Annotated in this window: 20 protein-coding genes and 1 riboswitch; all 20 genes read right to left on the reverse strand. The window is 74.3% G+C overall.

The window, feature by feature from the left end; translation table 11 throughout:
* Window positions 1–39: 39 nt before the first annotated feature.
* Window positions 40–2,547 (reverse strand): bifunctional FO biosynthesis protein CofGH, encoded by a 2,508-nt coding sequence (locus tag AC3ANM_RS03625; protein WP_488286778.1) that lies wholly within the window; start codon window positions 2,545–2,547, stop codon window positions 40–42.
* 14 nt (window positions 2,548–2,561) lie between these two features.
* Window positions 2,562–3,056, reverse strand: coding sequence for a 6,7-dimethyl-8-ribityllumazine synthase (gene ribH / locus AC3ANM_RS03630; protein WP_488286779.1), 495 nt, complete (start codon window positions 3,054–3,056; stop codon window positions 2,562–2,564).
* Entirely contained in the window at window positions 3,053–4,279 is a 1,227-nt protein-coding gene (locus AC3ANM_RS03635; protein ID WP_488286780.1) for a bifunctional 3,4-dihydroxy-2-butanone-4-phosphate synthase/GTP cyclohydrolase II, read from the reverse strand. The genes ribH and AC3ANM_RS03635 overlap by 4 nt, the downstream gene beginning before the upstream one ends.
* On the reverse strand, window positions 4,276–4,989 hold the full coding sequence (gene pnuC, locus AC3ANM_RS03640; protein WP_488286781.1) for a nicotinamide riboside transporter PnuC: 714 nt from the start codon (window positions 4,987–4,989) through the stop codon (window positions 4,276–4,278). Before pnuC ends, AC3ANM_RS03635 begins: the two co-directional genes overlap by 4 nt.
* Window positions 4,986–5,585: a riboflavin synthase gene (locus AC3ANM_RS03645; protein ID WP_488286782.1), complete on the reverse strand. Its 600-nt coding sequence runs from the start codon at window positions 5,583–5,585 to the stop codon at window positions 4,986–4,988. The genes pnuC and AC3ANM_RS03645 overlap by 4 nt, the downstream gene beginning before the upstream one ends.
* Entirely contained in the window at window positions 5,585–6,622 is a 1,038-nt protein-coding gene (gene ribD, locus AC3ANM_RS03650; protein WP_488286783.1) for a bifunctional diaminohydroxyphosphoribosylaminopyrimidine deaminase/5-amino-6-(5-phosphoribosylamino)uracil reductase RibD, read from the reverse strand. The genes AC3ANM_RS03645 and ribD overlap by 1 nt, the downstream gene beginning before the upstream one ends.
* A gap of 178 nt (window positions 6,623–6,800) precedes the next feature.
* Window positions 6,801–6,931, reverse strand: a riboswitch (FMN riboswitch).
* Between the two features lie 55 nt (window positions 6,932–6,986).
* Entirely contained in the window at window positions 6,987–7,646 is a 660-nt protein-coding gene (rpe, locus tag AC3ANM_RS03655; protein WP_488286784.1) for a ribulose-phosphate 3-epimerase, read from the reverse strand.
* Window positions 7,647–7,741: 95 nt separating this feature from the next.
* Window positions 7,742–9,253: an RsmB/NOP family class I SAM-dependent RNA methyltransferase gene (locus tag AC3ANM_RS03660; RefSeq protein WP_488286785.1), complete on the reverse strand. Its 1,512-nt coding sequence runs from the start codon at window positions 9,251–9,253 to the stop codon at window positions 7,742–7,744.
* Window positions 9,246–10,178: a methionyl-tRNA formyltransferase gene (gene fmt, locus AC3ANM_RS03665; protein WP_488286786.1), complete on the reverse strand. Its 933-nt coding sequence runs from the start codon at window positions 10,176–10,178 to the stop codon at window positions 9,246–9,248. The genes AC3ANM_RS03660 and fmt overlap by 8 nt, the downstream gene beginning before the upstream one ends.
* A 4-nt stretch (window positions 10,179–10,182) precedes the next feature.
* Entirely contained in the window at window positions 10,183–10,728 is a 546-nt protein-coding gene (def, locus tag AC3ANM_RS03670) for a peptide deformylase (RefSeq protein ID WP_488286787.1), read from the reverse strand.
* A 42-nt stretch (window positions 10,729–10,770) separates the two neighbouring features.
* A complete protein-coding gene (locus AC3ANM_RS03675; RefSeq protein WP_488286788.1) occupies window positions 10,771–11,415 on the reverse strand; it encodes an HAD family hydrolase in 645 nt (214 codons plus the stop codon).
* A gap of 66 nt (window positions 11,416–11,481) precedes the next feature.
* Window positions 11,482–12,963, reverse strand: a complete 1,482-nt coding sequence (locus AC3ANM_RS03680) for a M1 family metallopeptidase (RefSeq protein ID WP_488286789.1) — start codon at window positions 12,961–12,963, stop codon at window positions 11,482–11,484.
* 124 nt (window positions 12,964–13,087) lie between these two features.
* Window positions 13,088–14,179, reverse strand: coding sequence for a winged helix DNA-binding domain-containing protein (locus tag AC3ANM_RS03685; RefSeq protein ID WP_488286790.1), 1,092 nt, complete (start codon window positions 14,177–14,179; stop codon window positions 13,088–13,090).
* Window position 14,180: 1 nt separating this feature from the next.
* Window positions 14,181–16,313: a primosomal protein N' gene (locus AC3ANM_RS03690; RefSeq protein ID WP_488286791.1), complete on the reverse strand. Its 2,133-nt coding sequence runs from the start codon at window positions 16,311–16,313 to the stop codon at window positions 14,181–14,183.
* 145 nt (window positions 16,314–16,458) lie between these two features.
* Window positions 16,459–17,670, reverse strand: coding sequence for a methionine adenosyltransferase (gene metK / locus AC3ANM_RS03695; protein WP_488286792.1), 1,212 nt, complete (start codon window positions 17,668–17,670; stop codon window positions 16,459–16,461).
* Between the two features lie 59 nt (window positions 17,671–17,729).
* Window positions 17,730–19,022, reverse strand: a complete 1,293-nt coding sequence (locus AC3ANM_RS03700) for a bifunctional phosphopantothenoylcysteine decarboxylase/phosphopantothenate synthase (RefSeq protein ID WP_488286793.1) — start codon at window positions 19,020–19,022, stop codon at window positions 17,730–17,732.
* A gap of 32 nt (window positions 19,023–19,054) precedes the next feature.
* Complete coding sequence (rpoZ, locus tag AC3ANM_RS03705; RefSeq protein ID WP_488286794.1) at window positions 19,055–19,318, reverse strand: DNA-directed RNA polymerase subunit omega; 264 nt, start codon at window positions 19,316–19,318, stop codon at window positions 19,055–19,057.
* Window positions 19,319–19,320: 2 nt separating this feature from the next.
* On the reverse strand, window positions 19,321–19,929 hold the full coding sequence (gene gmk, locus AC3ANM_RS03710) for a guanylate kinase (RefSeq protein ID WP_488286795.1): 609 nt from the start codon (window positions 19,927–19,929) through the stop codon (window positions 19,321–19,323).
* Window positions 19,930–19,957: 28 nt separating this feature from the next.
* Window positions 19,958–20,275 carry an integration host factor, actinobacterial type gene (gene mihF, locus AC3ANM_RS03715; RefSeq protein ID WP_488286796.1) on the reverse strand — a complete coding sequence of 106 codons (318 nt, stop codon included), beginning with the start codon at window positions 20,273–20,275 and terminating at the stop codon, window positions 19,958–19,960.
* A 190-nt stretch (window positions 20,276–20,465) separates the two neighbouring features.
* A complete protein-coding gene (gene pyrF, locus AC3ANM_RS03720; protein ID WP_488287905.1) occupies window positions 20,466–21,305 on the reverse strand; it encodes an orotidine-5'-phosphate decarboxylase in 840 nt (279 codons plus the stop codon).
* Window positions 21,306–21,322: the final 17 nt, after the last annotated feature.

The following is a 21,322-nucleotide window of genomic DNA, read 5'->3' on the forward strand; positions in this document are numbered from 1 at the left end:
GATCAAACCACGGGGAGCCGGCTCAGCCGGTGAGCGACGTCAGGAAGCCGCCGGCACGGCATACGTGGTGGTGCGCTCCCGCACGGGACGACCGATCCCGGAGGCGATCTCGGTCAGCTCGGCGACCGTCTTGGCCGACCCGTGGGCCGAGCCCGCCATCCGGCTGATCGTCTCCTCCATCAGCGTGCCCCCGACGTCGTTCGCTCCGCCGGTCAGCATCAGGCGCGTCCCCTCGACCCCGAGCTTGACCCAGGAGGTCTGCACGTTGTCGATGCGCCCGTGCAGCATCAGCCGGGCGACCGCGTGCACCGCTCGGTTGTCGCGCAGCGTCGGGCCGGGCCGCGACAGCCCGGCGAGGTAGACCGGCGCGTTCGTGTGGATGAAGGGCAGCGGCACGAACTCGGTGAACCCACCGGTGCGGTCCTGGATCCGGGTCAGCGTGCGCAGGTGGCCGACCCAGTGCCGCGGGTGGTCGACGTGGCCGTACATCATCGTGCTCGAGCTGCGCAGCCCGAGCTCGTGTGCCGTCTCCACGACCTCGATCCACTGCGCCGCCGGCAGCTTGCCCTTGGTCAGCACCCAGCGGACCTCGTCGTCGAGGATCTCGGCCGCGGTCCCGGGGATCGTGTCCAGCCCGGCCTCACGCACCTCGGTGAGCCAGTCCCGCACGGAGACACCGGACTTCGCCGCTCCGGTCGCGATCTCCATGGGCGAGAACGCATGCACGTGGATGCCCGGCGCCGCGGACTTCACCGCGCGCACGATGTCCGCGTATGCCGTGGCCTTCAGGTCCGGGGAGATCCCCCCTTGCAGGCACACCTCGGTCGCCCCCAGCGCCTGCGCCTCGGCGGCACGGCGGCCGACCTCCTCCAGCGAGAGCGTGTAGGCGTCGGCGTCGGTCTTGCGCTGGGCGAACGCGCAGAACCGGCAACCGACGTAGCAGACGTTGGTGAAGTTGATGTTCCGGTTGACCACGTAGGTCACGTCGTCCCCGACGACGTCGCGTCGGATCGAGTCCGCCAGCCCCGCGAGCGCCTCCAGCTCCGCGCCGTCGCACGTCAGCAGCGTCAGGTAGTCCTCGTCGGACAGGCCCGCCGGGTCGGTCTCGGCCCGCCGCAGGACCTCGCCCGCGTCGGAGTCCAGGCGCACCGGGGCGGCGGCTCCCACCCGCGACGCCACCTCCGACCAGTCGCCGTAGACCTCGTCGAAGTCGCTGCGCCGGTCGCCCGTGCGCCCTTCCGAATCAACGGCACGGTGCAGGTCCGTGCGGCCGGATCCCGTTCCGCCAGAGGTCATCCCGCCGTCAGGCTCCTGCCACACCAGCCCCTCGGGCCGCGCGTCCTCCCGGGCCAGGCCGGTTGCCGGGTCCACCAGCGCCCGCACGTGCGCGTGCACCCGCGGGTCGATCCATGCCTCGTCGCGCTCCAGCGACCCGAGCACGTAGCGCGGGTGCGCCGTCAGACGCTCGCGCAGCTCCAGCCCCGACTCGGCCGTCCAGGCGCGCAGGTCCTCCACGTGCGGCCACGGCCGCTCCGGGTTCACGTGGTCGGGGGTCACCGGCGACACCCCGCCCCAGTCGTCGACGCCCGCAGCCAGCAGCCGCGAGATCTCCTGCGGGTCGGACAGGTTCGGCGGCGCCTGGATCGTCACCGACGGCCCGAGGAGCAGCCGCGCCACCGCGATCGTGGCGAGGTACTCCTCCTCGCCCACGTCCGGCTCGCCCCGCATCGCGGTGTCGTCCTTGGCCCGGAAGTTCTGCACGATGCACTCCTGCACCGAGCCGTACTCCCGCGCCACCCGCCGGATCGCCAGGATGCTCTCGACCCGGTCCTGCGGCGTCTCGCCGATGCCCACGAGGATGCCCGTCGTGAACGGCACGCCCACGCGCCCGGCGTCCTCGAGCACCCGCAGGCGCACCGCCGGGTCCTTGTCGGGGGAGCCGAAGTGGGCCTGGCCGGGCTCGCTCCACAGCCGCTCGGAGGTGGTCTCGAGCATCATCCCCATCGACGGGGCGACCGGCTTGAGCCGCTGAAGGTCCGCCCACGACATCACCCCGGGGTTGAGGTGCGGCAGCAGCCCGGTCTCCTCCAGCACGCGGATGGCCATGGCGCGCACGTAGGCGAGGGTGTCGTCATACCCGTGCGCGTCCAGCCACTCCCGCGCGGCCGGCCACCGGTCCTCGGGACGGTCACCGAGGGTGAACAGCGCCTCCTTGCACCCCTGCGCCGCCCCTTCGCGCGCGATCTCCAGGACCTCGTCCGGGGAGAGGTATGCCGCGGGGAGACGATGCGGGACGGTCGCGAACGTGCAGTAGTGGCAACGGTCCCGGCACAGCCGGGTGAGTGGGATGAAGACCTTGCGGGAGTAGGTCACCACGCCCGGGCGCCCCGCGGCGACCATCGCCGCGTCGCGCACCCGGGAGGCCGCCTCCGACAGCGTCACCAGGTCCTCGCCGCGCGCCGCGAGCAGCGTGAGCGCCTCGGTGGCGTCGAGGGCCTTGCCGTCTCGGGCTCGGGCGAGGGCGCGGCGCATGGCGTTGTCAGTCACCACGGCAGGCTATGTCAGGCGGTCCTGCCCTCCGCCGGCCGGGCGGTCGCGTCCCGCAGGGTGACCGCCGTCGCCACCGCGGCGGTTGCGGCCTCGTGGCCCTTGTCCTCGTTCGAACCGGCCAGGCCGGCCCGGTCCAGCGCCTGCTCGTCGTTGTCGCAGGTGAGCACGCCGAAGCCGACCGGCACGCCGGTGCGCACGGACACGTCCGTCAGACCCACCGTCGCGGCCTGGCAGACGTAGTCGAAGTGCGGCGTCCCGCCACGGATCACCACGCCCAGGGCGACCACCGCGTCGTACGAGCCCGCGAGCCGCGCGCACGCCACCGGCAGCTCGAACGTGCCCGGCACCCGCACGATGTCGAAGCCGTCCACGCCGGCCTCGTCCAGCGCACGACGGGCGCCGTCGACCAGGCCGTCCATCACCGTCTCGTGCCACGACGCGGCCACGACGGCCACCCGCAGACCTCGTCCGTCGACGGTCAGAACCGGCGAACCCGCCCCGCTCATGCTGATGCTCCCTTGTCCGTGGCCTCGATGACGAGGTCGTGTCCCATCCGGTCCCGCTTGGTGCGCAGGTAGTGCTCGTTGTCCTCACCCGGGGTGATGCTGATCCGCTCGACCGCGGCGACCTCGATCTCGTACTCCCGCATGGCGTTGACCTTCAACGGGTTGTTGGTCAGCAGCCGCACCGCGTGCAGCCCGAGGTCGGCCAGGATCGCCGCGCCCGCGGCGTACTCCCGCGCGTCGATCGGCAGGCCGAGCTCGACCTGCGCGTCGACGGTGTCGAAACCCTTGTCCTGCAAGGCGTAGGCCCGCAGCTTGTGCAGCAGCCCGACCCCGCGGCCCTCGTGCCCGCGCAGGTAGACCACGACACCGCCCTCGCGCCCGACCCGCTCCAGGGCCCAGTCGAGCTGGGGCCCGCAGTCGCAGCGCTGCGACCCGAAGACGTCGCCGGTGAGGCACTCGGAGTGCAGCCGCGCCAACGGTGCCCGCCCGCCGAGGCCGCGCGGGCTGACCAGCGCCACGTGCTCGTCGCCGGTCACCATGTCGCGGTAGCCGTGCACCTGGAACTCGCCGTGCTCGGTGGGCAGGCGGGTCTGCACGATCCGCTCGACGCGGTCGTTGCGCTGCCGCCACGCGATGAGCTGCTCGATGGTGATCACCGGCAGGTCGTGGGCGGCCCCCAGCTCCTGCACCGCGGGCAGGCGCATCATCGAGCCGTCGTCGTGCACCAGCTCGGCGATGACCCCGACCGGGGACAGGCCGGCGAGGCGGCACAGGTCCACCGCCGCCTCGGTGTGCCCGGCGCGCACCAGGACGCCACCCTCCCTGGCCCGCAGGGGGAAGACGTGCCCCGGTCGCACCAGGTCGGTGGGCTCGGTCGCCGGGTCGGCGAGCAGCTGCACCGTCCGCGCGCGGTCCGCCGCACTGATGCCGGTGGTGACGCCCTCCCGGGCGTCGACCGAGATCGTGTATGCCGTGCCGCGCGGGTCCTCGTTGCGGCTCACCATGGGCGGCAGCTCGAGCCGGTCGGCCACCTCGTCGGGCATCGGCGCGCAGACGACGCCGGAGGACCAGCGGATCGTCCACGCCAGCCACTGGGCGGTGGCCGTCTCGGCCGCGAGGATGACGTCGCCCTCGTTCTCGCGGTCCTCGTCGTCGGTCACGAGGACCGGCAGCCCGCGGCGCAGCGCCTCCAGGGCCTGCTCGATGGTCGCCAGCTCGCTCATGCGGGCACCTCACTCGTCTCGCTCAGGGGGGTCGGCGTCTCGACGCGGGAGGCCCGCAGCCAGACGAAGAAGCCGTAGATGACCAAGCCGCCGTACACGGCATACAGGACGGCCGAGGGGTAGAAGTGGGAGTGGACCAGCAGCGGCACGCCGACGAGGTCGACGCCGATCCAGCAGAGCCAGAAGTCGTTCCAGCCGCGGGCCATGGCGTAGGTCGCGACCATGGACCCGACGAAGATCCAGGCGTCGCACCAGAAGTACCAGCGCGGGGCGGGGAACCCGGCGCCGATGGCGGAGAACACCTGCTGCGCCACCACGACCCCGACCAGCCACACCGCGAGGTAGCCGACCCGCTCACGCCCGCTCGCCCATCGCGGCGTGATCGCCGGGGCGTGCCCGTCCCCGGCCGCCCGCGCCCGCCGCACCTGCGACCAGCGCCACCAGCCGTAGACGCTGGTGATGATGAAGAAGACCTGGCGCCCGGCCTGGCCGTAGAGCGTCTCGCCCTGCGGGTTGGAGAAGGCGACGCCGAAGAACACGGTGAACAGCAGCGCGTTGCCGACGATGCCGACCGGCCAGGCCCACACGCGCCGGCGCATGCCGCCGATCGCCGAGGCGAAGCCGAACGCGTTGCCGATCACCTCGCGCCACAGGATCGGCTGGCCGGCGATCGTCAGCTGGGCCTCGAAGAGGCGCTGGAGGAGGTTCATGCTTGGGCTCCTGCGGACATGAGGCGCTCGACGTACTTCGCGAGGACGTCGACCTCGAGGTTGACGGTGGCCCCAACTCCCTTGTGCCCCAACGTGGTCAGGTCGAGGGTGGTCGGGATGAGCGAGACGGAGAAGGTGTCGTCGGTGACGGCCGAGACGGTCAGCGAGACACCGTCGACGGTGATCGAGCCCTTCTCCACGACGTAGCGCGCCAGCGACGGCGGCAGCGTGAACGTCACGACCTCCCACCGGTCGCCCGGCTCGCGGGCGGTGATGGTCGCGGTGCCGTCGACGTGCCCCTGCACGATGTGGCCGCCGAACCGGCTGCTCGCCCCCATGGCCCGCTCGAGGTTGACCGGGTCGCCGGCCGACAGGTCGCCGAGGCTGGAGCGCCGCAGCGTCTCGGCCATCACGTCGACGGAGAAGGACTCCGCGTCGTGCTCGACGACGGTCAGGCACACGCCGTTGACCGCGATCGAGGCGCCGTGTGTGGCGTCGCTGGTCACGAGCGGGCCGCGGACCCGCAGCACCGCGGACTCCTCCCCCGGCTCGACGGACACGACCTGTCCGAGCTCCTCGACGATGCCGGTGAACATCAGCGATCTCCCTGGGGTGCGATGGTCGCGACGACGCGGATGTCGTCGCCGATGGTGGTGACCTCGCGCGGCACGAGCCGCACGGCGTCACCGATGGTCCGTATGCCGAGGTCCCCCACCGCGGCCGCCCCGGCGCCGAGGAGCGCGGGGGCCAGGTAGGCGACGACCTCGTCGACGAGGCCGGCGGCCACGAAGGCCGCCGCCAGCGTCGGGCCGCCCTCGAGCCACACGTGCCGGACCTCGCGGTCGGCCAGGGCCTTCAGGGCCAGCGCCGGGTCCCGGTCGCGCAGGTGCAGGGTCGGCGCGGCGTCGTCGAGCACGCGCGCCCCGGCGGGCAGGTCCCGCTCCCCCATGACGACCCGCAGCGGCTGCCGCTCCAGCGGGGCACCGTCGAAGGGGCGCACGGTCAGCTGGGGGTCGTCGGCCAGGACGGTTCCCGTGCCGACCAGGATCGCCCCGCACCGGGCCCGCAGCGCGTGGACGTCGGCGCGAGCCGCCTCGCCGGTGATCCACCGGCTGGTGCCGTCGGCGGCCGCCGAGCGCCCGTCGAGGGTGGCGGCGAACTTCCACGTGACCATCGGGCGGCCGCGGGTCACCGCGAAGGTCCACGCCTGGTTCAGCGCGGTCGCCTCGGGCGCGAGCATGCCGCCGACGGCCTCGATCCCCGCGGCGCGCAGGGTCTGCGCCCCGGCCGCGGCCTCGGGGTTGGGGTCGGACTGGCCGAACACCACCCGGACCACGCCCGCGTCGACCAGGGCCTGCGCGCACGGCCCGGTGCGCCCGGTGTGGTTGCACGGCTCGAGGGTGACCACGGCGGTGCCGCCGGCCGCCTGCGGGCCGGCCTGGCGCAGGGCCTCGACCTCCGCGTGGGGGGTGCCGGCACCGCGGTGCCACCCCTCGCCGACGACGTCACCGCCGGCGTCGAGCACCACAGCGCCGACGCGGGGGTTCGGGTCGCCCAGGGGGCCACGGGCGGCGAGCTCGAGGGCGCGACGCATCAGCGCGACGTCGCGCTCGTCCTGCCTCGACTGCTCCATGTCCTGCCCCTCGTGCTCTGCCTGTCTCGGGCGAGCTCCGGGGTGGACTGTCGACGGCTCGGACCGGCGGTCGACGGCGTGCCTGTCGACACGGCATACGGACTGCCGGAAAAGCCTTGTCCTGCAACGGGACTGACGCTCCGACCGCGACCACTGGTCACGACCGGGCACCGGTCCCGCACGCGCTGCCTACCATCCGGACTTTCACCGTCGGTCCTGGAGTTCCACCAGGTCAACCGGCCGCTGGCTGCGGTCGGGTCGCGGACTGTCACCGCCGGTTCGGAGTTGCACCGACCCCGGAGCACGTGTCGTCAGTATCGCATCCGGGCGGCCGCCTCCGGCAGGCGCGTCCGGGTGACGGTCCTCACCCGTGGTGGTGGCGGCTCGCCAGCGCGCGGAGCTCGTCGACGGCGGCGGCGGCGTCCTGGGCGCCGTAGACCGCCGACCCGGCGACGAAGACGTCGGCCCCGGCCTCGGCGCACTGCTCGATCGTCTCGGCCGAGACCCCGCCGTCGACCTGGACCCAGATGTCTCCCCCGTGGCGCCGGACGGCCTCGCGGACCTCGCGCACCTTGGGCATCTGGTCGGCCATGAACGACTGCCCGCCGAAGCCCGGCTCGACCGTCATGACGAGCACCATGTCGAGCTCGGGCAGCAGGTCGGCGTAGGGCGTGAATGCCGTGCCCGGCTTGATCGCCATGCCGGCCCGGGCTCCCGCCGCGCGCAGGTCACGGGCCACCCGGCGCGGGTCCGCCGCGGCCTCGACGTGGAAGGTCACGCTCGACCCGCCGGCCTCGGCGTACATCGGCGCCCAGCGGTCGGGGTCGTCGATCATCAGGTGGCAGTCCAGCGGGATCGGGCTGACCTTGGCGAGCGCCTCCACGACCGGCAGGCCCAGCGTCAGGTTGGGCACGAAGTGGCCGTCCATGACGTCGACGTGGGCCCAGTCGGCGTTGCTGATGCGGCCCAGCTCACGCTCGAGGTTGGCGAAGTCGGCGGACAGGATGCTCGGGGAGATCTGCACGGACGCCAGCATAGGAGGGCCCGCCGGTGGCTCCGGCGGGCGCTCGGTGCCGGCGGTCGGTGCTTGCGGTCAGTGCCGGCAGTCGGTGCCGGCACTCAGTGCTTGCGCAGCAGGGCGAGGAACATCCCGTCGGTGCCGTGCAGGTGCGGCCAGAGCTGGACGTAGGGGCCGTCGCCGAGGTGGGACAGCGGTGCGCCCTGGGCGTCGCGGAAGTACTCCCGTGCGTCGACGACGCTGACCTCGGGGTGACGCTTGGTGACGTCCTCGACGACATAGCGCGTCTCGGCCAGGTGCGGGCTGCACGTCGCGTAGGCGATGACGCCGCCGGGCTTCGTCGCGGCGATGGCGGAGGCGAGCAGCTCGCGCTGCAGGCCGCCAAGGTCGGCCAGGTCCTCCGGCGACCGGCGCCAGCGCGCCTCGGGGCGCCGGCGCAGCGCGCCCAGGCCGGTGCACGGGGCGTCGACGAGCACCCGGTCGAAGAACTCCGGCTCCTCCTCGCCGACCTCGCGGCCGTCGCCGGTGCCGACCATGACCTCGATGCCGGAGTCGAGTGCGGCGCGCAGCGTCTGGCGGATGAGCTCGGTGCGGTGCTCGCTGACCTCGTTGGCAAAGAGCGTCGCCTCGTGCTGGGCGCCCAGCGTCGCCAGCAGCGCGGCCTTGCCGCCGGGGCCGGCGCACAGGTCGAGCCAGCGCTCGTCCCCACCGCCGGTCTCCACGGGCACGGCGGCGAGGGCCAGGGCGAGCAGCTGGGAGCCCTCGTCCTGCACGGCCGCGCGGCCGTCGCGCACGGCGGCCAGGGCCCCCGGGTCGCCGGACTCCAGCGTCGCCCCGAGCGGGGAGAGCCCGGAGGCGGTCGCCCCGGCGTCGACCAGCTCGGCGACGGTCGACAGGCCCGGTCGGGCCACGAGCGAGACCTTGGGCGCGGCGTTGTCGGCGGCGAGCAGGTCCTCGAGGTCGACGTCGACGCCGTCGGCGGTGGAGGCGCCGTGCCCGAGCAGGGCCGCGCGCAGGGCGCGGACCACCCACTCCGGGTGCGACTGCTCCACCGCCAGCCGGGCGAGCGGGTCTCCCGTGGGCGCCACGCGGGCCACCCACTCCTCCAGCGGACGCTCGCTGATGCGCCGCATCACGGCGTTGACGAAGCCGCTGGCCCCCGCGCCGTTGACCTTGCGGGCCAGGCCCACGGTCTCGTCGACGGCGGCGTGGACCGGCACCCGCATCCCGAGCAGCTGGTGGGCACCGAGACGCAGCGTGTCGAGGACGGCGGGGTCGATCGCCTCGACCGGGCGACCGGCGGCGGAGGCGATGACCGGGTCGTAGAGGCCGCGCATCCGGATGGCGCCGTAGGTCAGCTCGGTGGCGAACCCGGCGTCCCGGCCGCGCAGCCCGCGGGCGCGCAGCTCCTTGGGCAGCTCGAGGTTGGCGTAGGCGCCGTCGGCGACCGCCCGGGTGACGGTGTACGCCGCCAGGCGGGCGGGGTCGGTGCTGCGGGAGCGCTCCGAGGGCCGCTGCACCGAGCGCTGCGGCTGCCGGCGGGGGCGTTGCGGGGAGCGCGGTCGGCGGGGCTGGTCGGAGTGGCCGTGGTCGGAGGGGCCGTGCTCAGCCATCGGCCAGCTTCTCCCCGGACTCGATGCGGACCCCGCGGGCCCAGTCGGCCGCGGCCATCGCCTTCTTGCCGTGTGGCTGCACGGTGCCCAGCCGCACCGGGCTCGTCGCCGTGCCGACCAGGACCTCCTGCTTGCCCACCAGCAGCTCGCCGGGAGCCACCGCCGGGGCGTCCTGGGCCACCGTGACCGGGTGCAGCTTGAGCCGCTCCCCGCGGAAGGTGGTCCACGCGCCGGGCGCGGGCGTGCAGCCGCGCACCTGCCGGTCGATCGCCAGGGCGGGGGTGCCCCAGCGGACCCGGGCGTCCTCGACGCTGATCTTGGGTGCCAGGGAGACCCCCTCGGCCGGCTGCGGCACGGCTTCGAGGTCGCCGGACTCCAGCCCGTCGATGGTCGCGACGAGCAGGCCCGCGCCGGCGTCGGCGAGCCGCTCGAGCAGGTCACCGGAGGTGTCGGTCGGGCGCACCGTCTCGGTCATCACCCCGAACGTGGGCCCGGTGTCGAGCCCCTCCTCGAGCAGGAACGTCGTGGCCCCGGTGACCTCGTCGCCGGCCATGACGGCGTGCTGCACGGGGGCGGCGCCGCGCCATGCCGGCAGCAGCGAGAAGTGCAGGTTGACCCAGCCGTGCGCGGGGATCTCCAGCGCGGCCGCAGGGATGAGCCCGCCGTAGGCCACGATCGGGCACGCGTCCGGGGCGATCTCGCGCAGCCGGTCGAGGAACTCCGGCTCGCTCGGCCGGCGCGGGGTCAGGACCTCCAGGCCCAGCTCGAGCGCGCGCTCCTTGACCGGCGACGGCACGAGCGTGCGGCCCCGGCCGGCGCGGGCGTCCGGGCGGGTGACGACCGCGACGACCTCGTGCGCGGACGCCTCGAGCGCCTCGAGGCTGGGCAGGGCGACCTCGGGGGTGCCGGCGAAGACGAGCCGCACGCGGTCAGAGGCCCTTGCCGAAGGTGGCGTGCGGGCTGACCTTGACCGTCGGGGCCTCCTGGCCCGCCCACTCGGCGTCGCGGATCGCCTTCATGGCGAGCTTGCGCTGCTGGCGGTCCATCCGGTCGATGAACAGGATGCCGTTGAGGTGGTCGGTCTCGTGCTGGATGCAGCGCGCCATCAGCTCGCTGCCCTCGAGGGTGACCGGGTCGCCGTACTCGTTGAAGCCCTTGGCCACGACCCGCAGCGCGCGCGGGGTGTCGAAGTAGATGCCGGGGAAGGACAGGCAGCCCTCCTCGCCGTCCTGCAGCTCCTCGGACAGGTCGAGGCTGGGGTTGATCAGGTGGCCGAGCTGGTCGTCGACGTAGTACGTGAACACGCGCAGCCCGACACCGATCTGCGGCGCGGCCAGACCGGCGCCCGGGGCGTCGATCATCGTGTCGGTGAGGTCCTTGACGAGCTGGCGCAGCTCCTTGTCGAAGTCGACGACCTCGGCAGCGGGGGTGCGCAGCACGGGGTCGCCGAACAGGCGGATGTCCTTGATCGACACGGGTACGTCCTTGAGGGGGTTGGTGGCGCTGGCCGGCCCAGTCTATGCGGGCGCGAGCGGGAGGCCACGCCGGCGCAGGTCACTCCTGAGGTGGCCGGTGTCGGTGAAGTGGATCGCGTCCATCCCGGCCGCCCGGGCCGCCTCGACGTTGCGGAGGCTGTCGTCGATGAACACGCACGCCGACAGCTCCCGACCGGCCCGCCGTGCCAGCGTCGTGAAGATGCGCGGGTCGGGCTTGGCCACCCCCTCGTCGCCGGAGACGACGATGTCCGCGAACAGGTCGAGGAACGCGAAGCGCTCCCGGGCGTGCGGGAAGAGCTCGGCCGACCAGTTGGTCAGGGCAAACAGCGGTATGCCGTGCCCGTGCAGCTCCTCGAGCACGGCCACGGTGGCCTCGATCGGCCCGAGCAGCGATGTGGGGTAGTGCGCCCGGTAGGCCCGGATCTCCCGCTCCCAGTGCGGGTGGCTGGCGACGGCGAGCGCCTCCGCCTCGGCCCAGCTGCGCCCGGCATCCTGCTCGTGGTTCCAGGCCTGGAAGCTGAAGTCCTCGGCCGCCAGGAAGGCGCTGGCCCGCTCCGGCCCGACCTCGCGGGCGATCGCCCCGTGCGGGTGCCAGCGGATCAGCACGTTGCCGAGGTCGAAGACGACTGCCTCGACCGGCGTCGGTGTCACGTCAGGGGATCCCACTCCCCCGACCCTAGACGGGAGGCCGGGCGGCCGCAGACCCTCGGGTGCGCTCAGGCGCTCAGGCGCTCAGACGCCCGCCGGCCGGCGCGGCTGGTAGAGCCAGGCTTCGAACAGGCCGTCGAGCTGCTGGCCGCTGAGCCGCTCGGCGAGCCGGAGCAGGTCGGAGGTGCCAACCACGCCGTACCGGTGCTCGGCCGCCCAGGTGCGCAGCAGCTGGGCGAACGTCGCGTCGCCGATGCGCTGGCGCAGGGCGACCAGGGCCATCGCGCCCCGCTCGTAGACCGGGGTGGAGAACAGGTTCGCCGGACCGCCGGGGTTGGCCGGGGGGATCGTCCAGAAGGCGTCAGAGGCCGGGTGCGCGGCGAGCAGCGTGGTCAGCTGCGCGGCGGCGGTGCGCCCACCGTGGCGTTCGGTCCAGAGCCACTCGACGTAGGTGGCGAAGCCCTCGTTGAGCCAGATGTCCTTCCACCGACGCGGCGTGACCGAGTCGCCGAACCACTGGTGCCCGAGCTCGTGGACCACCGTGGCCAGGTCCGGCGCGCGGTCATACATCGGCTTGGTCGCGGTCTCCAGCGCGTAGCCCACCGTCTTCGCGTTGTCGACGACCCCGCCCGTGGCCGAGAAGGGGTAGCGCCCGAACTGGGCGGTCTCCCAGTCGGTGATCTCCGCCGTGCGCTGCAGCGTCGTCCACGGCGCGCCCGTGACCGTCGGGTCCACCGCGAGGTAGACGGGCAGGCCGTGCGCGGTGCTGCCGGTGCGCTGCTGGAACCGGCCGACGGTGGCGGTGACCAAGTAGGTGGAGATCGGCTGCGCCTGGTGCCACCAGTACGTCGTCCGCCCGGCGCTGGTCGCCCGGGAGCCCAGGACGCCGTTGCCCCAGACGGAGGCTCCCGAGGGCACGTTCATCCGCAGGTCGTAGGTCGCCTTGTCCAGCGGCACGTTGTTGGAGGGGAACCACGACATCGACCCCACCGGCTCCCCCACGACGAAGGCGCCGTCGGCGGTGCGGACCCAGCCCTCGATCGACCCGTCGGCGTCGGTGATGACCTGTGGCACCCCCGCGTAGCGCACGGTGACCGAGAACGTGCGCCCTGAGCGGATCCCGGCGGCCGGGGTGACGATGAGCTCCTGCCCGGAGCGTCGGAACTGCGCCGCACGTCCGTCGACCGTGACGCCGCTCACCGTGAGGCCGGCCAGGTCGAGGTCGAAGCGGGAGAGGCCCTGGGTGGCCCGGGCGCGCAGCTCGGCGCTGCCGGAGAGCCGGCCGGAGCCGGGGTCGTAGGCCAGCCGCAGGTCGTAGTGCACGGCGTCGTAGCCGCCGTTGCCGGCCAGCGGGAAGTACGGGTCGCCCGCGCCGGCAGCCCCCGGCGTGAACGTGGCACCGGACGAGCCGGACGACCTCGCCGCCGTGACCGCACCGGAGGACGTGACCGCAGGTGACGACGTGGCCGGGCCGGCCGCCCTGGCCGTCGCCCCGACGGCCACCGACCCGGTCGCGACAGCCAGCGCGACCGTGGCCGTCCCGAGGATGCTTCGCGTGCGCTTCACGACAGACCCCTCCCCGCCAGGTCGGCCCCTGCCACCCGGGCGAGGCACTCTGGCTCCTGCCGGCGACGGTACGCCGCGGCGCGGTGGGACCACCCGGGCCCTTGTACCCCGGAGTTGCGGGGGTTCAGCCGGCGTTGACGACCGCGGGTCGGTCGGGCAGGCCGAGCCAGGCCAGCACCTGCGCCGCGTCGGCCTCCAGCGCCCTCAGGTCGGCCCGCCGCACGCGCTCCAGCGGCGAGATGGTCACCGTCCCCGAGGCCAGGCCCCACAACGCCACGGCCCGGCCGTCCACCATGGCGAAGGGCCGGAACAGCCCGTTGTTGGTGACGATCCCGCGGTGGTCGCCGACGACGTCCTGGCGCGACACCCAGCCGTGCAGGACCGGGTCGAACGCACCCAGCAGCCGCGGCTCCGGCACCGGAGCGGGCACCCCCGGCCGCTCGGCCAGGTCGACCAGCCCGTCGGGCCGTGGCACGACCTCCTCCCCCAGGCCGGCCAGGCCGGCGCGGGCGTCGGTCAGGGTGATGCCGGCCCACTTGGCCAGGTCGCGGGCGTCGGCGGGGCCGTGCCCGGCGAGGTAGCGCCGGGCCAGCCGGGCCAGCGCCTCGGCCTTGTCGAGCGGCTCCGGGGCCGGCCCGAGCCAGTCCTCGACGTCGACGAAGCACTGGTCGCCGTCGCGGACGGGACCGCGCACCACGTGCCCGGCCAGCGTCGCCGCCACGAGCACGTGCACGAGGGCCTGCCCGGCGGTCGGCACCCCGGCGGCGTCGAGCGCGTCGCGCAGCTCGGCCCGGGTCCGCGGGCCCTCGGTCGCCACCTGCTCGGCCACGACGGCCACGCCGCGGAGGGCCTGCTCCGGCGAGACCCCCTCCTGCTGGAGCCGGGTGCGGTTGCCGGTGGCCAGCTGCGGGGTGGTCAGCGGGTGCAGCCACCAGTAGTCCTGCGCCGGCACGAGGTGCAGCGTGCCGCGGTTGAGCCAGGACACCACCACCGAGCGCCGACGGGTCAGCGCCTCGTCGACGTCGGCGGCGCACAGCCCGGTGCTGCGGGAGCGGACGGCCAGGCGCGCACCGCGCGGGTCCTGCGCCTGCACCGCGAGCAGCCGGTCGACGACGGCCTCGACCGAGTCGGCCGGTGGTCCGCTCAGCTGCTGAGCCGTGAGCCGGGCGGCGTGCAGCGAGGAGCAGGGCCCGGCGGTCGCGCTGCGTGCCGGCACCTCAGCCGATCCCTTCGGTCGGGTCGATCCGCACGGTGACCGACTCGCGCTCCTTGCGTGCGCTGCGCACCGCCTTCATCGCGGCCAGGGCGCTCGCCAGCGCCGGGCCGCCCTCGAGCGCCGTGCGCAGCAGCAGCTGCAGCTGCTCGGCCTCCGCTGCCGCCTCGCCCCGCCCACGTCCCCCGGCTCCCGCGCCACCCCGCCGGCCGGCGCCACCGTTGGCCGACACCGGCAGGGGGCCGAGCCGCTCGACGTCCGCGGCCAGCTCGGCGTGGTCGACGGCGTCCTGCAGCGCGCGGCGGCCGCCCACGAGCTGGGCCATCGCCACGCTCGGCGGCAGCCGCAGCTCGCGGCGCTCGGCCAGCTCGCGCCCGGCGAACCACGTCGGGTCCCAACGCACCAGGGCCTCGACCGGCGGCAGCGTGGTGTGCAGCGGAGCCCCGCACAGCACCACCAGGCCCCCGTCGGCGGCGCCGCGCGTCAGCGCCGCCGCGGCCGTCCAGCGGCGCAACGCCTCCTCGGCGGCGCCCAGCGTCGGCCGGTCGAGCAGCGCCCACGCGTCCAGCAGCAGCGTCGCGGCGAACCCGCCCTCGGCGACCGGCTCGGCGCCCGGTGTCGCGATGACCAGCGCCGGCCGCGCCGCGACCGCCGGGAGCACCTCGCCGGCGCCGGAGGTGTGCACCGGCACCCCGGGGAACGCCCGGCCCAGCTCCTCGGCCGTGCGCCGCGCGCCGACCACGCTGGAGCGGACTGTGCGCCCGTGGCAGTGCGGGCAGTCGAAGGCCTGCACCGCCGTGCCGCACCACCGGCACGCCGGCGGCGCGTCGGCCGCGACCAGGGCGAGGGGGCCGTGGCAGCGGCCGCAGCGGGCCGGCATACGGCAGGTCTGGCAGGACAACGACGGCAGGTATCCGCGGCGCGGCACCTGGACGAGCACGGGTCCCCGCTCGAGGGCGGCCCGGGCCGCCCGCCAGGCCACCGAGGGCAAGTGAGCGGCGGCGGCGGCCGGGTCGCGCTCGAGGTCGGTGCCCTCCCCGGCGACCTGGACCCGCGGCACCGCCCGGCGGATGTCGGCGGGCGCCCCGAGCACGGGTCGCAGCACGCCGGTCTCGACCAGCTGCTGGACCGCGACGGTGCGGGTGAAGCCGGCCTGGACCACGGCCGCGCCCTCGAGGCGGGCACGCGCGAGCAGCACCTCGCGCACGTGCGGGTAGGGCGTGCGGGGCTCCTCGTGCAGGTCGTCGCCGTCGTCCCACCAGGCGACCAGGCCGAGGTCGCGCACCGGGGCGAAGGCCGCGGCCCGACTGCCGACGACGACCTGGACGTGGCCGCGCAGCACCTTCAGCCAGGCGGTGTAGCGGGCCTGCGGACCCTGGTCGGCGGTGAGCCGGACGTGCCGGCCCGGGCCGAGGGCCTCCTTCAGCGCTGCCTCGACGCGGTCGACGTCCCGGTGGTCGGGCACCACCAGCACCGAGCCGCGCCCGCCGGCGAGGGCCGTGGCCGCCGCCGTGGCCAGGGCCGCGGGCCAGTCGAGGGCGGGGTCGGTCGTGGGCGTGGCCAGCCAGGAGGCCGCCGGCGCCTCGCCGCCCGCCACCCGGCGCAGCAGCGATGGCCCGGCCGGGTAGGCCGCCCACGGCCCCGGCGCCGGCAGCGCCAGCGGCTCGACCTCCGGGGGCTCGGTGGCCAGGGCCTTCTCGGCGGTGGCGTGACGCGGTGGCACCGCGAGGCGCAGGACGTCCTCGAGGGTGCCGGCGTAGCGGTCGGCCACGGCCCGGCACAGGGCCAGGGTCGGCGGGGTGAGGACGGGCTCCGGGCTGACCACCTTGCGCAGGGGGGCGAGCTTGCCGGTGTGCTCCGCCTCGGCCCGGCGCTCGAGGACGAAGCCGTCGACGTCCTGCCCGGCGAAGCGCACCTTGACCCGCACCCCGGGGACGGCCTGGTCGGCCAGGGACGCCGGCACGACGTACTCGAACGGGCGGTCCAGGTGCGGCAGGCCGACCTCGACGGCCACGAGCGCGACCGGGTCGACCTCGGCCAGGTCCTGGGCGGCGGGGGCCTTGCGCGGGGCGCGCGTGCTGGCGCGGACCAGCTCCAGCTGCTCGCCCGCCGCCGGTGCGGCGCCCTGACCTGTCATGCGCCACTTCTACCGCACGGCACCGACGCCGCCGGACCCGCCATGCCAGGCTCGCCATGCCAGGGGTCCGGTATGCCGCTGCCCCCGGCCCGCGCGGACGCGGGACGGGGGCAGCGGTTCGGCGACGGATCCGCGCCGGTGAGGCTCAGATCGCGGCGCGCAGCTTCTCGACGCGGTCGGTGCGCTCCCAGGTGAAGCCACCGTCCAGGCCCGGGGCCGAGGTGCGGCCGAAGTGACCGTAGGCCGCGGTGGGCTGGTAGATCGGGCGGAGCAGGTCCAGCTCCTCGATGATCGCGGCCGGGCGCAGGTCGAAGGTCGAGTCGATCGCGCGCTGGATCTTCTCCAGCGGGACGGTCTCGGTGCCGAAGGTCTCGACGTAGAGGCCGACCGGCTGCGCCTTGCCGATGGCGTAGGCGACCTGGACCTCGCAGCGCTTGGCCAGGCCGGCGGCGACGACGTTCTTGGCCACCCAGCGCATCGCGTAGGCCGCGGAGCGGTCGACCTTGCTCGGGTCCTTGCCGGAGAAGGCGCCGCCACCGTGGCGGGCCATGCCGCCGTAGGTGTCGACGATGATCTTGCGGCCGGTCAGGCCGGCGTCGCCCATCGGGCCGCCGATCTCGAATCGCCCGGTCGGGTTGATCAGCATGCGGTAGTCAGACACGTCGAGATCGGTGCCGGCGGCGACGAGCTCGTCGAGGACCGGCTTGATGACGTGGGCGGCGATGTCGGGCTCGAGCATGCCCTCGAGGGAGACGTCGCCGGCGTGCTGGGTCGACAGGACCACGGTGTCGAGCTTGACGGCCTGGTCCCCGTCGTAGCCGATGGTGACCTGGGTCTTGCCGTCCGGGCGCAGGTAGGCGAGCTCACCGGACTTGCGCACGGTGCTGAGGCGCTCGGAGAGCCGGTGCGCGAGGAAGATCGGCAGCGGCATCAGCTCGGGGGTGTCCTCGCAGGCGTAGCCGAACATCAGGCCCTGGTCGCCGGCGCCCTGCTTGTCCAGCGGGTCGACGCCGCCGGTGCGGTTCTCGTGGGCGGTGTCGACGCCCTGGGCGATGTCGGGCGACTGCTGGCCGATGGAGATGGACACCCCGCAGGAGCGGCCGTCGAAGCCCTTGAGCGAGGAGTCGTAGCCGATGTTCACGATCGTGTCGCGCACGATGCGGGGGATGTCGACCCAGCCGGTCGTGCTGACCTCACCGGCCACGTGCACCAGCCCGGTGGTCACCATCGTCTCGACGGCCACGCGGGCGTTCTTGTCCTGCCCGAGCATGGCGTCGAGGATGCCGTCACTGATCTGGTCGCAGATCTTGTCGGGGTGACCCTCGGTGACGGACTCGGAGGTGAAGAGGCGTGACACGTGATTTCTCTCCTTGGTGCAGCGGCTGCTGGCTGACGGTTGGCGGAGTCTAACCCGCCCTACAGACGGTCCTGGATGACGTCCCAGAGGATGGCCGCCACCGCGTCCTTGGGTGCGGGGCCGGCCACCACGGGTTCGGAGACGTCGCGCTGGAGGATGTGGACGGTGTTGTCGTCCTGGCCGAAGACCTTGCCGACCCCCACCTCGTTGACGACGAGGACGTCGCAGCCCTTGCGCTCCAGCTTGGCGCGGGCGTGGTCCATGACCGAGCCGGTCGCGTCGCCGGTCTCGGCGGCGAAGCCGACGACCACCGGGGACGCGGACGAGCCGCGGGTCGCGACCAGCTCGGCGAGCACGTCGGGGTTGCGCACCAGCTCGATGACCGGCGCGGACTCGTCGCCCCCGGGCACGGACGGGTCGTGGGTCTTCTTGATCTTGGACTCGGAGTAGGTCGCCGGCCGGAAGTCCGCCGGCGCCGCCGCCATGACGACCACGTCGGCCTCCTTGGCCGCAGTGGTCACCGCCTCGCGCAGCTCCAGCACGGTCCCGACCGGTATGACGGAGACACCGGGCGGCACCGGCAGGCTGGTGTTCGCCGCGACGAGGGTCACCTCGGCACCACGGGCCGCGGCCACCGCGGCGATCGCGAAGCCCTGCTTGCCCGAGGACCGGTTGCCGATGTAGCGCACCGGGTCGATCGGCTCGCGGGTGCCGCCGGCGCTGACCACGACCCGGCGGCCGGCCAGCGGACGGTCCACGGATGACGTGACGGATGACATGACGGATGCCGTGGCGGAGGCGGAGGGAGCCTCGGATGTGCCGCTGCCCGCGGAAAGCAGCTCACGGCATACGGCGAAGATGTCCTCCGGCTCGGGCAGCCGGCCGGGGCCGGTGTCGGCGCCGGTGAGCCGGCCCGACGCCGGCTCGATGACGTGCACCCCGCGCGAGCGCAGGGTGGCGACGTTGGCGACCGTGGCCGGGTGCTCCCACATCTCGGTGTGCATCGCGGGGGCGAGCACGACCGGGCAGCGGGCGGTGAGCAGCGTGTTGGTCAGCAGGTCGTCGGCCAAGCCGTGCGCCGCCCGCGCGAGCAGGTCGGCGGTGGCCGGCGCGACGACCACGAGGTCGGCCTGCTGGCCCAGCCGCACGTGCGGCACCTCGTGGACGTTGCTCCACACGTCGGTCGCGACCGGCTTGCCCGACAGCGCCGCCCAGGTGGGGGCGCCGACGAACTCCAGCGCGGCCGCGGTCGGCACGACGGTGACGTCGTGGCCGCTCTCGGTCAGCAGGCGCAGCAGCAGGCACGCCTTGTAGGCGGCGATCCCGCCGCTGACGCCCAGTACGACTCGCACGCGCGGCTCCTGCCGACCGGTGGTGGGGTGGCTCAGCCCTCGGTGGGCGTGGAGGTGAGCAGGCCCTCGTTGATCTCGCGCAGCGCGACCGACATGGGCTTCTCGTGGACCTGGGTCTCGACGAGCGGGCCGACGTACTCCAGCAGGCCCTCGGAGAGCTGGGAGTAGTAGGCGTTGATCTGCCGGGCGCGCTTGGCCGAGTAGATGACCAGGGCGTACTTGGAGTCAGCAGCCTCGAGCAGGTCGTCGATCGGCGGGTTGGTGATGCCCTCGGGGGCAGCAACGGTTCCGGACACGGTCAGTTCTCGTTTCGTCGGGGTTGGGGTGCGAGGGATCCGGTGGATGCGGCGGATCGCATCAATGATACGAGTTCCTCGCTCGCATGCCGAACCTCGTCGTTGGTGATGATGACGTCGAACTCGCGGGCGGCGGCCAGCTCGTGCCTGGCGGTGGTCAGCCGGACCTCCCGCTCCTCCTCGGTCTCGGTGCCCCGGCCGACGAGCCGGCGCACCAGCTCCTCCCAGCTCGGGGGCTCCAGGAAGACGAAGAGCGCCTCCGGCATCGTCCTGCGCACCTGGCGCGCACCCTGCAGGTCGATCTCCAGCATCGCCGGCCGGCCGGCCGCCAGCGCCTCCTCGACGGGCCGCCGCGGGGTGCCGTACTTGGCCCGCCCGTGGACGACGGCCCACTCGAGGAACTCGCCGGCCTCGCGCAGCCGCTCGAACTCGGCGTCGTCGACGAAGTGGTAGTGCACCCCGTCGACCTCACCGGGCCGCGGCCGGCGCGTGGTCATCGAGACCGACAGCCACACCTCGGGGAAGTGCTCGCGGACGTAGGCCGCGACGGTGCCCTTGCCCACCGCGGTGGGGCCGGCCAGCACGACCAGCCGGGAGCTGTGCTGCGTCATCGGGGGCGCTGTGCCGTCCGCCGCCGGGTCAGGACTGCTCGAAGCGCTGGAGCAGCGCCGCGATCTGGTTGGCGCCCAGGCCACGGACGCGACGGCTCTCGGAGATGCCGACCTCCTCCATGATCTGGCGGGCGCGGACCCGGCCGACGCCGGGCATGGACTCGAGCAGGGCCGAGACCTTCATCTTGCCGACGATGTCGTCCTTCTTGCCGTCGGCGATGACCTCGGACAGGGAGCCCTGGGCGTACTTGAGGCGGTTCTTGACGGCCGCACGCTCCCGGCGTGCCTTGGCGGCCTTCTCGAGGGCCTCGGCGCGTTGTTCCGGCGTGAGCGGGGGAAGGGCCACGTCAGTCTCCTCGGGGTGGGGTTCGGGGGATGTCCTGAGCGCCGTCGCACGCGGGATGACCGGGCGGCGGCGGGATGTCAGGAACCTAGCGAAGCGGCCCGTGACCTGCAACGAGGGGGTGTGTGCCCCGCCCGCAGGTCAATCAGGTATGGGCCTGCGGGCGGGGCGAGACTCCTCACACCGAGGGCGTTCAGCCGCCGAGGTCGGCTGCCAGTCGCTCCCCCGTATCGCGCGCCGCCGCCGCGAGCGCGGCCGCGTCGGGACCGGCTCCCAGGACCTCGCGGCTGCTGCTGGCGAGGACGTTCGGCAGCGCGTCGCCGAACACGGCGCGCAAGCTGTCGGCGGTGCCGCCCTGGGCGCCGACGCCGGGGGCCAGCAGCGGGGCATTGGCCCCGGCGAGGTCCAGGGCGAGCTCCTGCACGGCGGTGCCGACGGTCGCGCCGACGACCATGCCGACACTGCCGAGCGGGGCCGCGCCGGCGTTGTCGGCCGTGACCCCGTCGACGACCCGGCCGGCGACGCTGCGCCGGTCGAGCATGGCGTGCTGGACGCTGGGCCCCTCGGGGTTGGAGGTCAGGGCCAGGACGAAGACGCCGCGTCCGGTGCGGGCCGCGAGGTCCAGCGCCGGGCGCAGCGACTCGTAGCCCAGGTAGGGGCTGAGCGTGACGGCGTCGGCCCGCAGCGGGCTGTCCTCGCCGAGGTAGGCGTCGGCGTAGGCCGCCATCGTCGAGCCGATGTCACCGCGCTTGGCGTCCAGCAGCGACAGCGTGCCCGCCGCGCGCAGGTCGGCCAGGGTGCGCTCGAGCACCGCGACGCCGGCGGAGCCGAACCGCTCGAAGAAGGCCGACTGCGGCTTGACGCAGGCGACCCGCCCGGCGAACGCCTCGACGCAGGTCGCGGCGAAGCGCTCCAGGCCCGCCACGGTGTCCGGCAGGCCCCACGCCGCCAGCAGGGCGGCGTGGGGGTCGATGCCGACGCAGAGCGGCCCATGGGTGTCCATCGCGGCCCGCAGCCGGGCCCCGAACGGCACGACCGCGTGCCCGCCGG

It is taken from the genome of Oryzihumus sp. JJN4-3R (assembly GCF_057747915.1).

What these genes read in the sequence shown, in the direction of transcription:
- AC3ANM_RS03660 (WP_488286785.1), bottom strand. Translation starts at nt 9,253, where the DNA reads ATGGCTGAGCACGGCCCCTCCGACCACGGCCACTCCGACCAGCCCCGC.
- AC3ANM_RS03635 (WP_488286780.1), bottom strand. Translation starts at nt 4,279, where the DNA reads ATGAGCGAGCTGGCGACCATCGAGCAGGCCCTGGAGGCGCTGCGCCGC.
- AC3ANM_RS03645 (WP_488286782.1), bottom strand. Translation starts at nt 5,585, where the DNA reads ATGTTCACCGGCATCGTCGAGGAGCTCGGACAGGTCGTGTCCGTCGAG.
- pnuC (WP_488286781.1), bottom strand. Translation starts at nt 4,989, where the DNA reads ATGAACCTCCTCCAGCGCCTCTTCGAGGCCCAGCTGACGATCGCCGGC.
- gmk (WP_488286795.1), bottom strand. Translation starts at nt 19,929, where the DNA reads ATGACGCAGCACAGCTCCCGGCTGGTCGTGCTGGCCGGCCCCACCGCG.
- ribH (WP_488286779.1), bottom strand. Translation starts at nt 3,056, where the DNA reads ATGAGCGGGGCGGGTTCGCCGGTTCTGACCGTCGACGGACGAGGTCTG.
- AC3ANM_RS03690 (WP_488286791.1), bottom strand. Translation starts at nt 16,313, where the DNA reads ATGACAGGTCAGGGCGCCGCACCGGCGGCGGGCGAGCAGCTGGAGCTG.
- ribD (WP_488286783.1), bottom strand. Translation starts at nt 6,622, where the DNA reads ATGGAGCAGTCGAGGCAGGACGAGCGCGACGTCGCGCTGATGCGTCGC.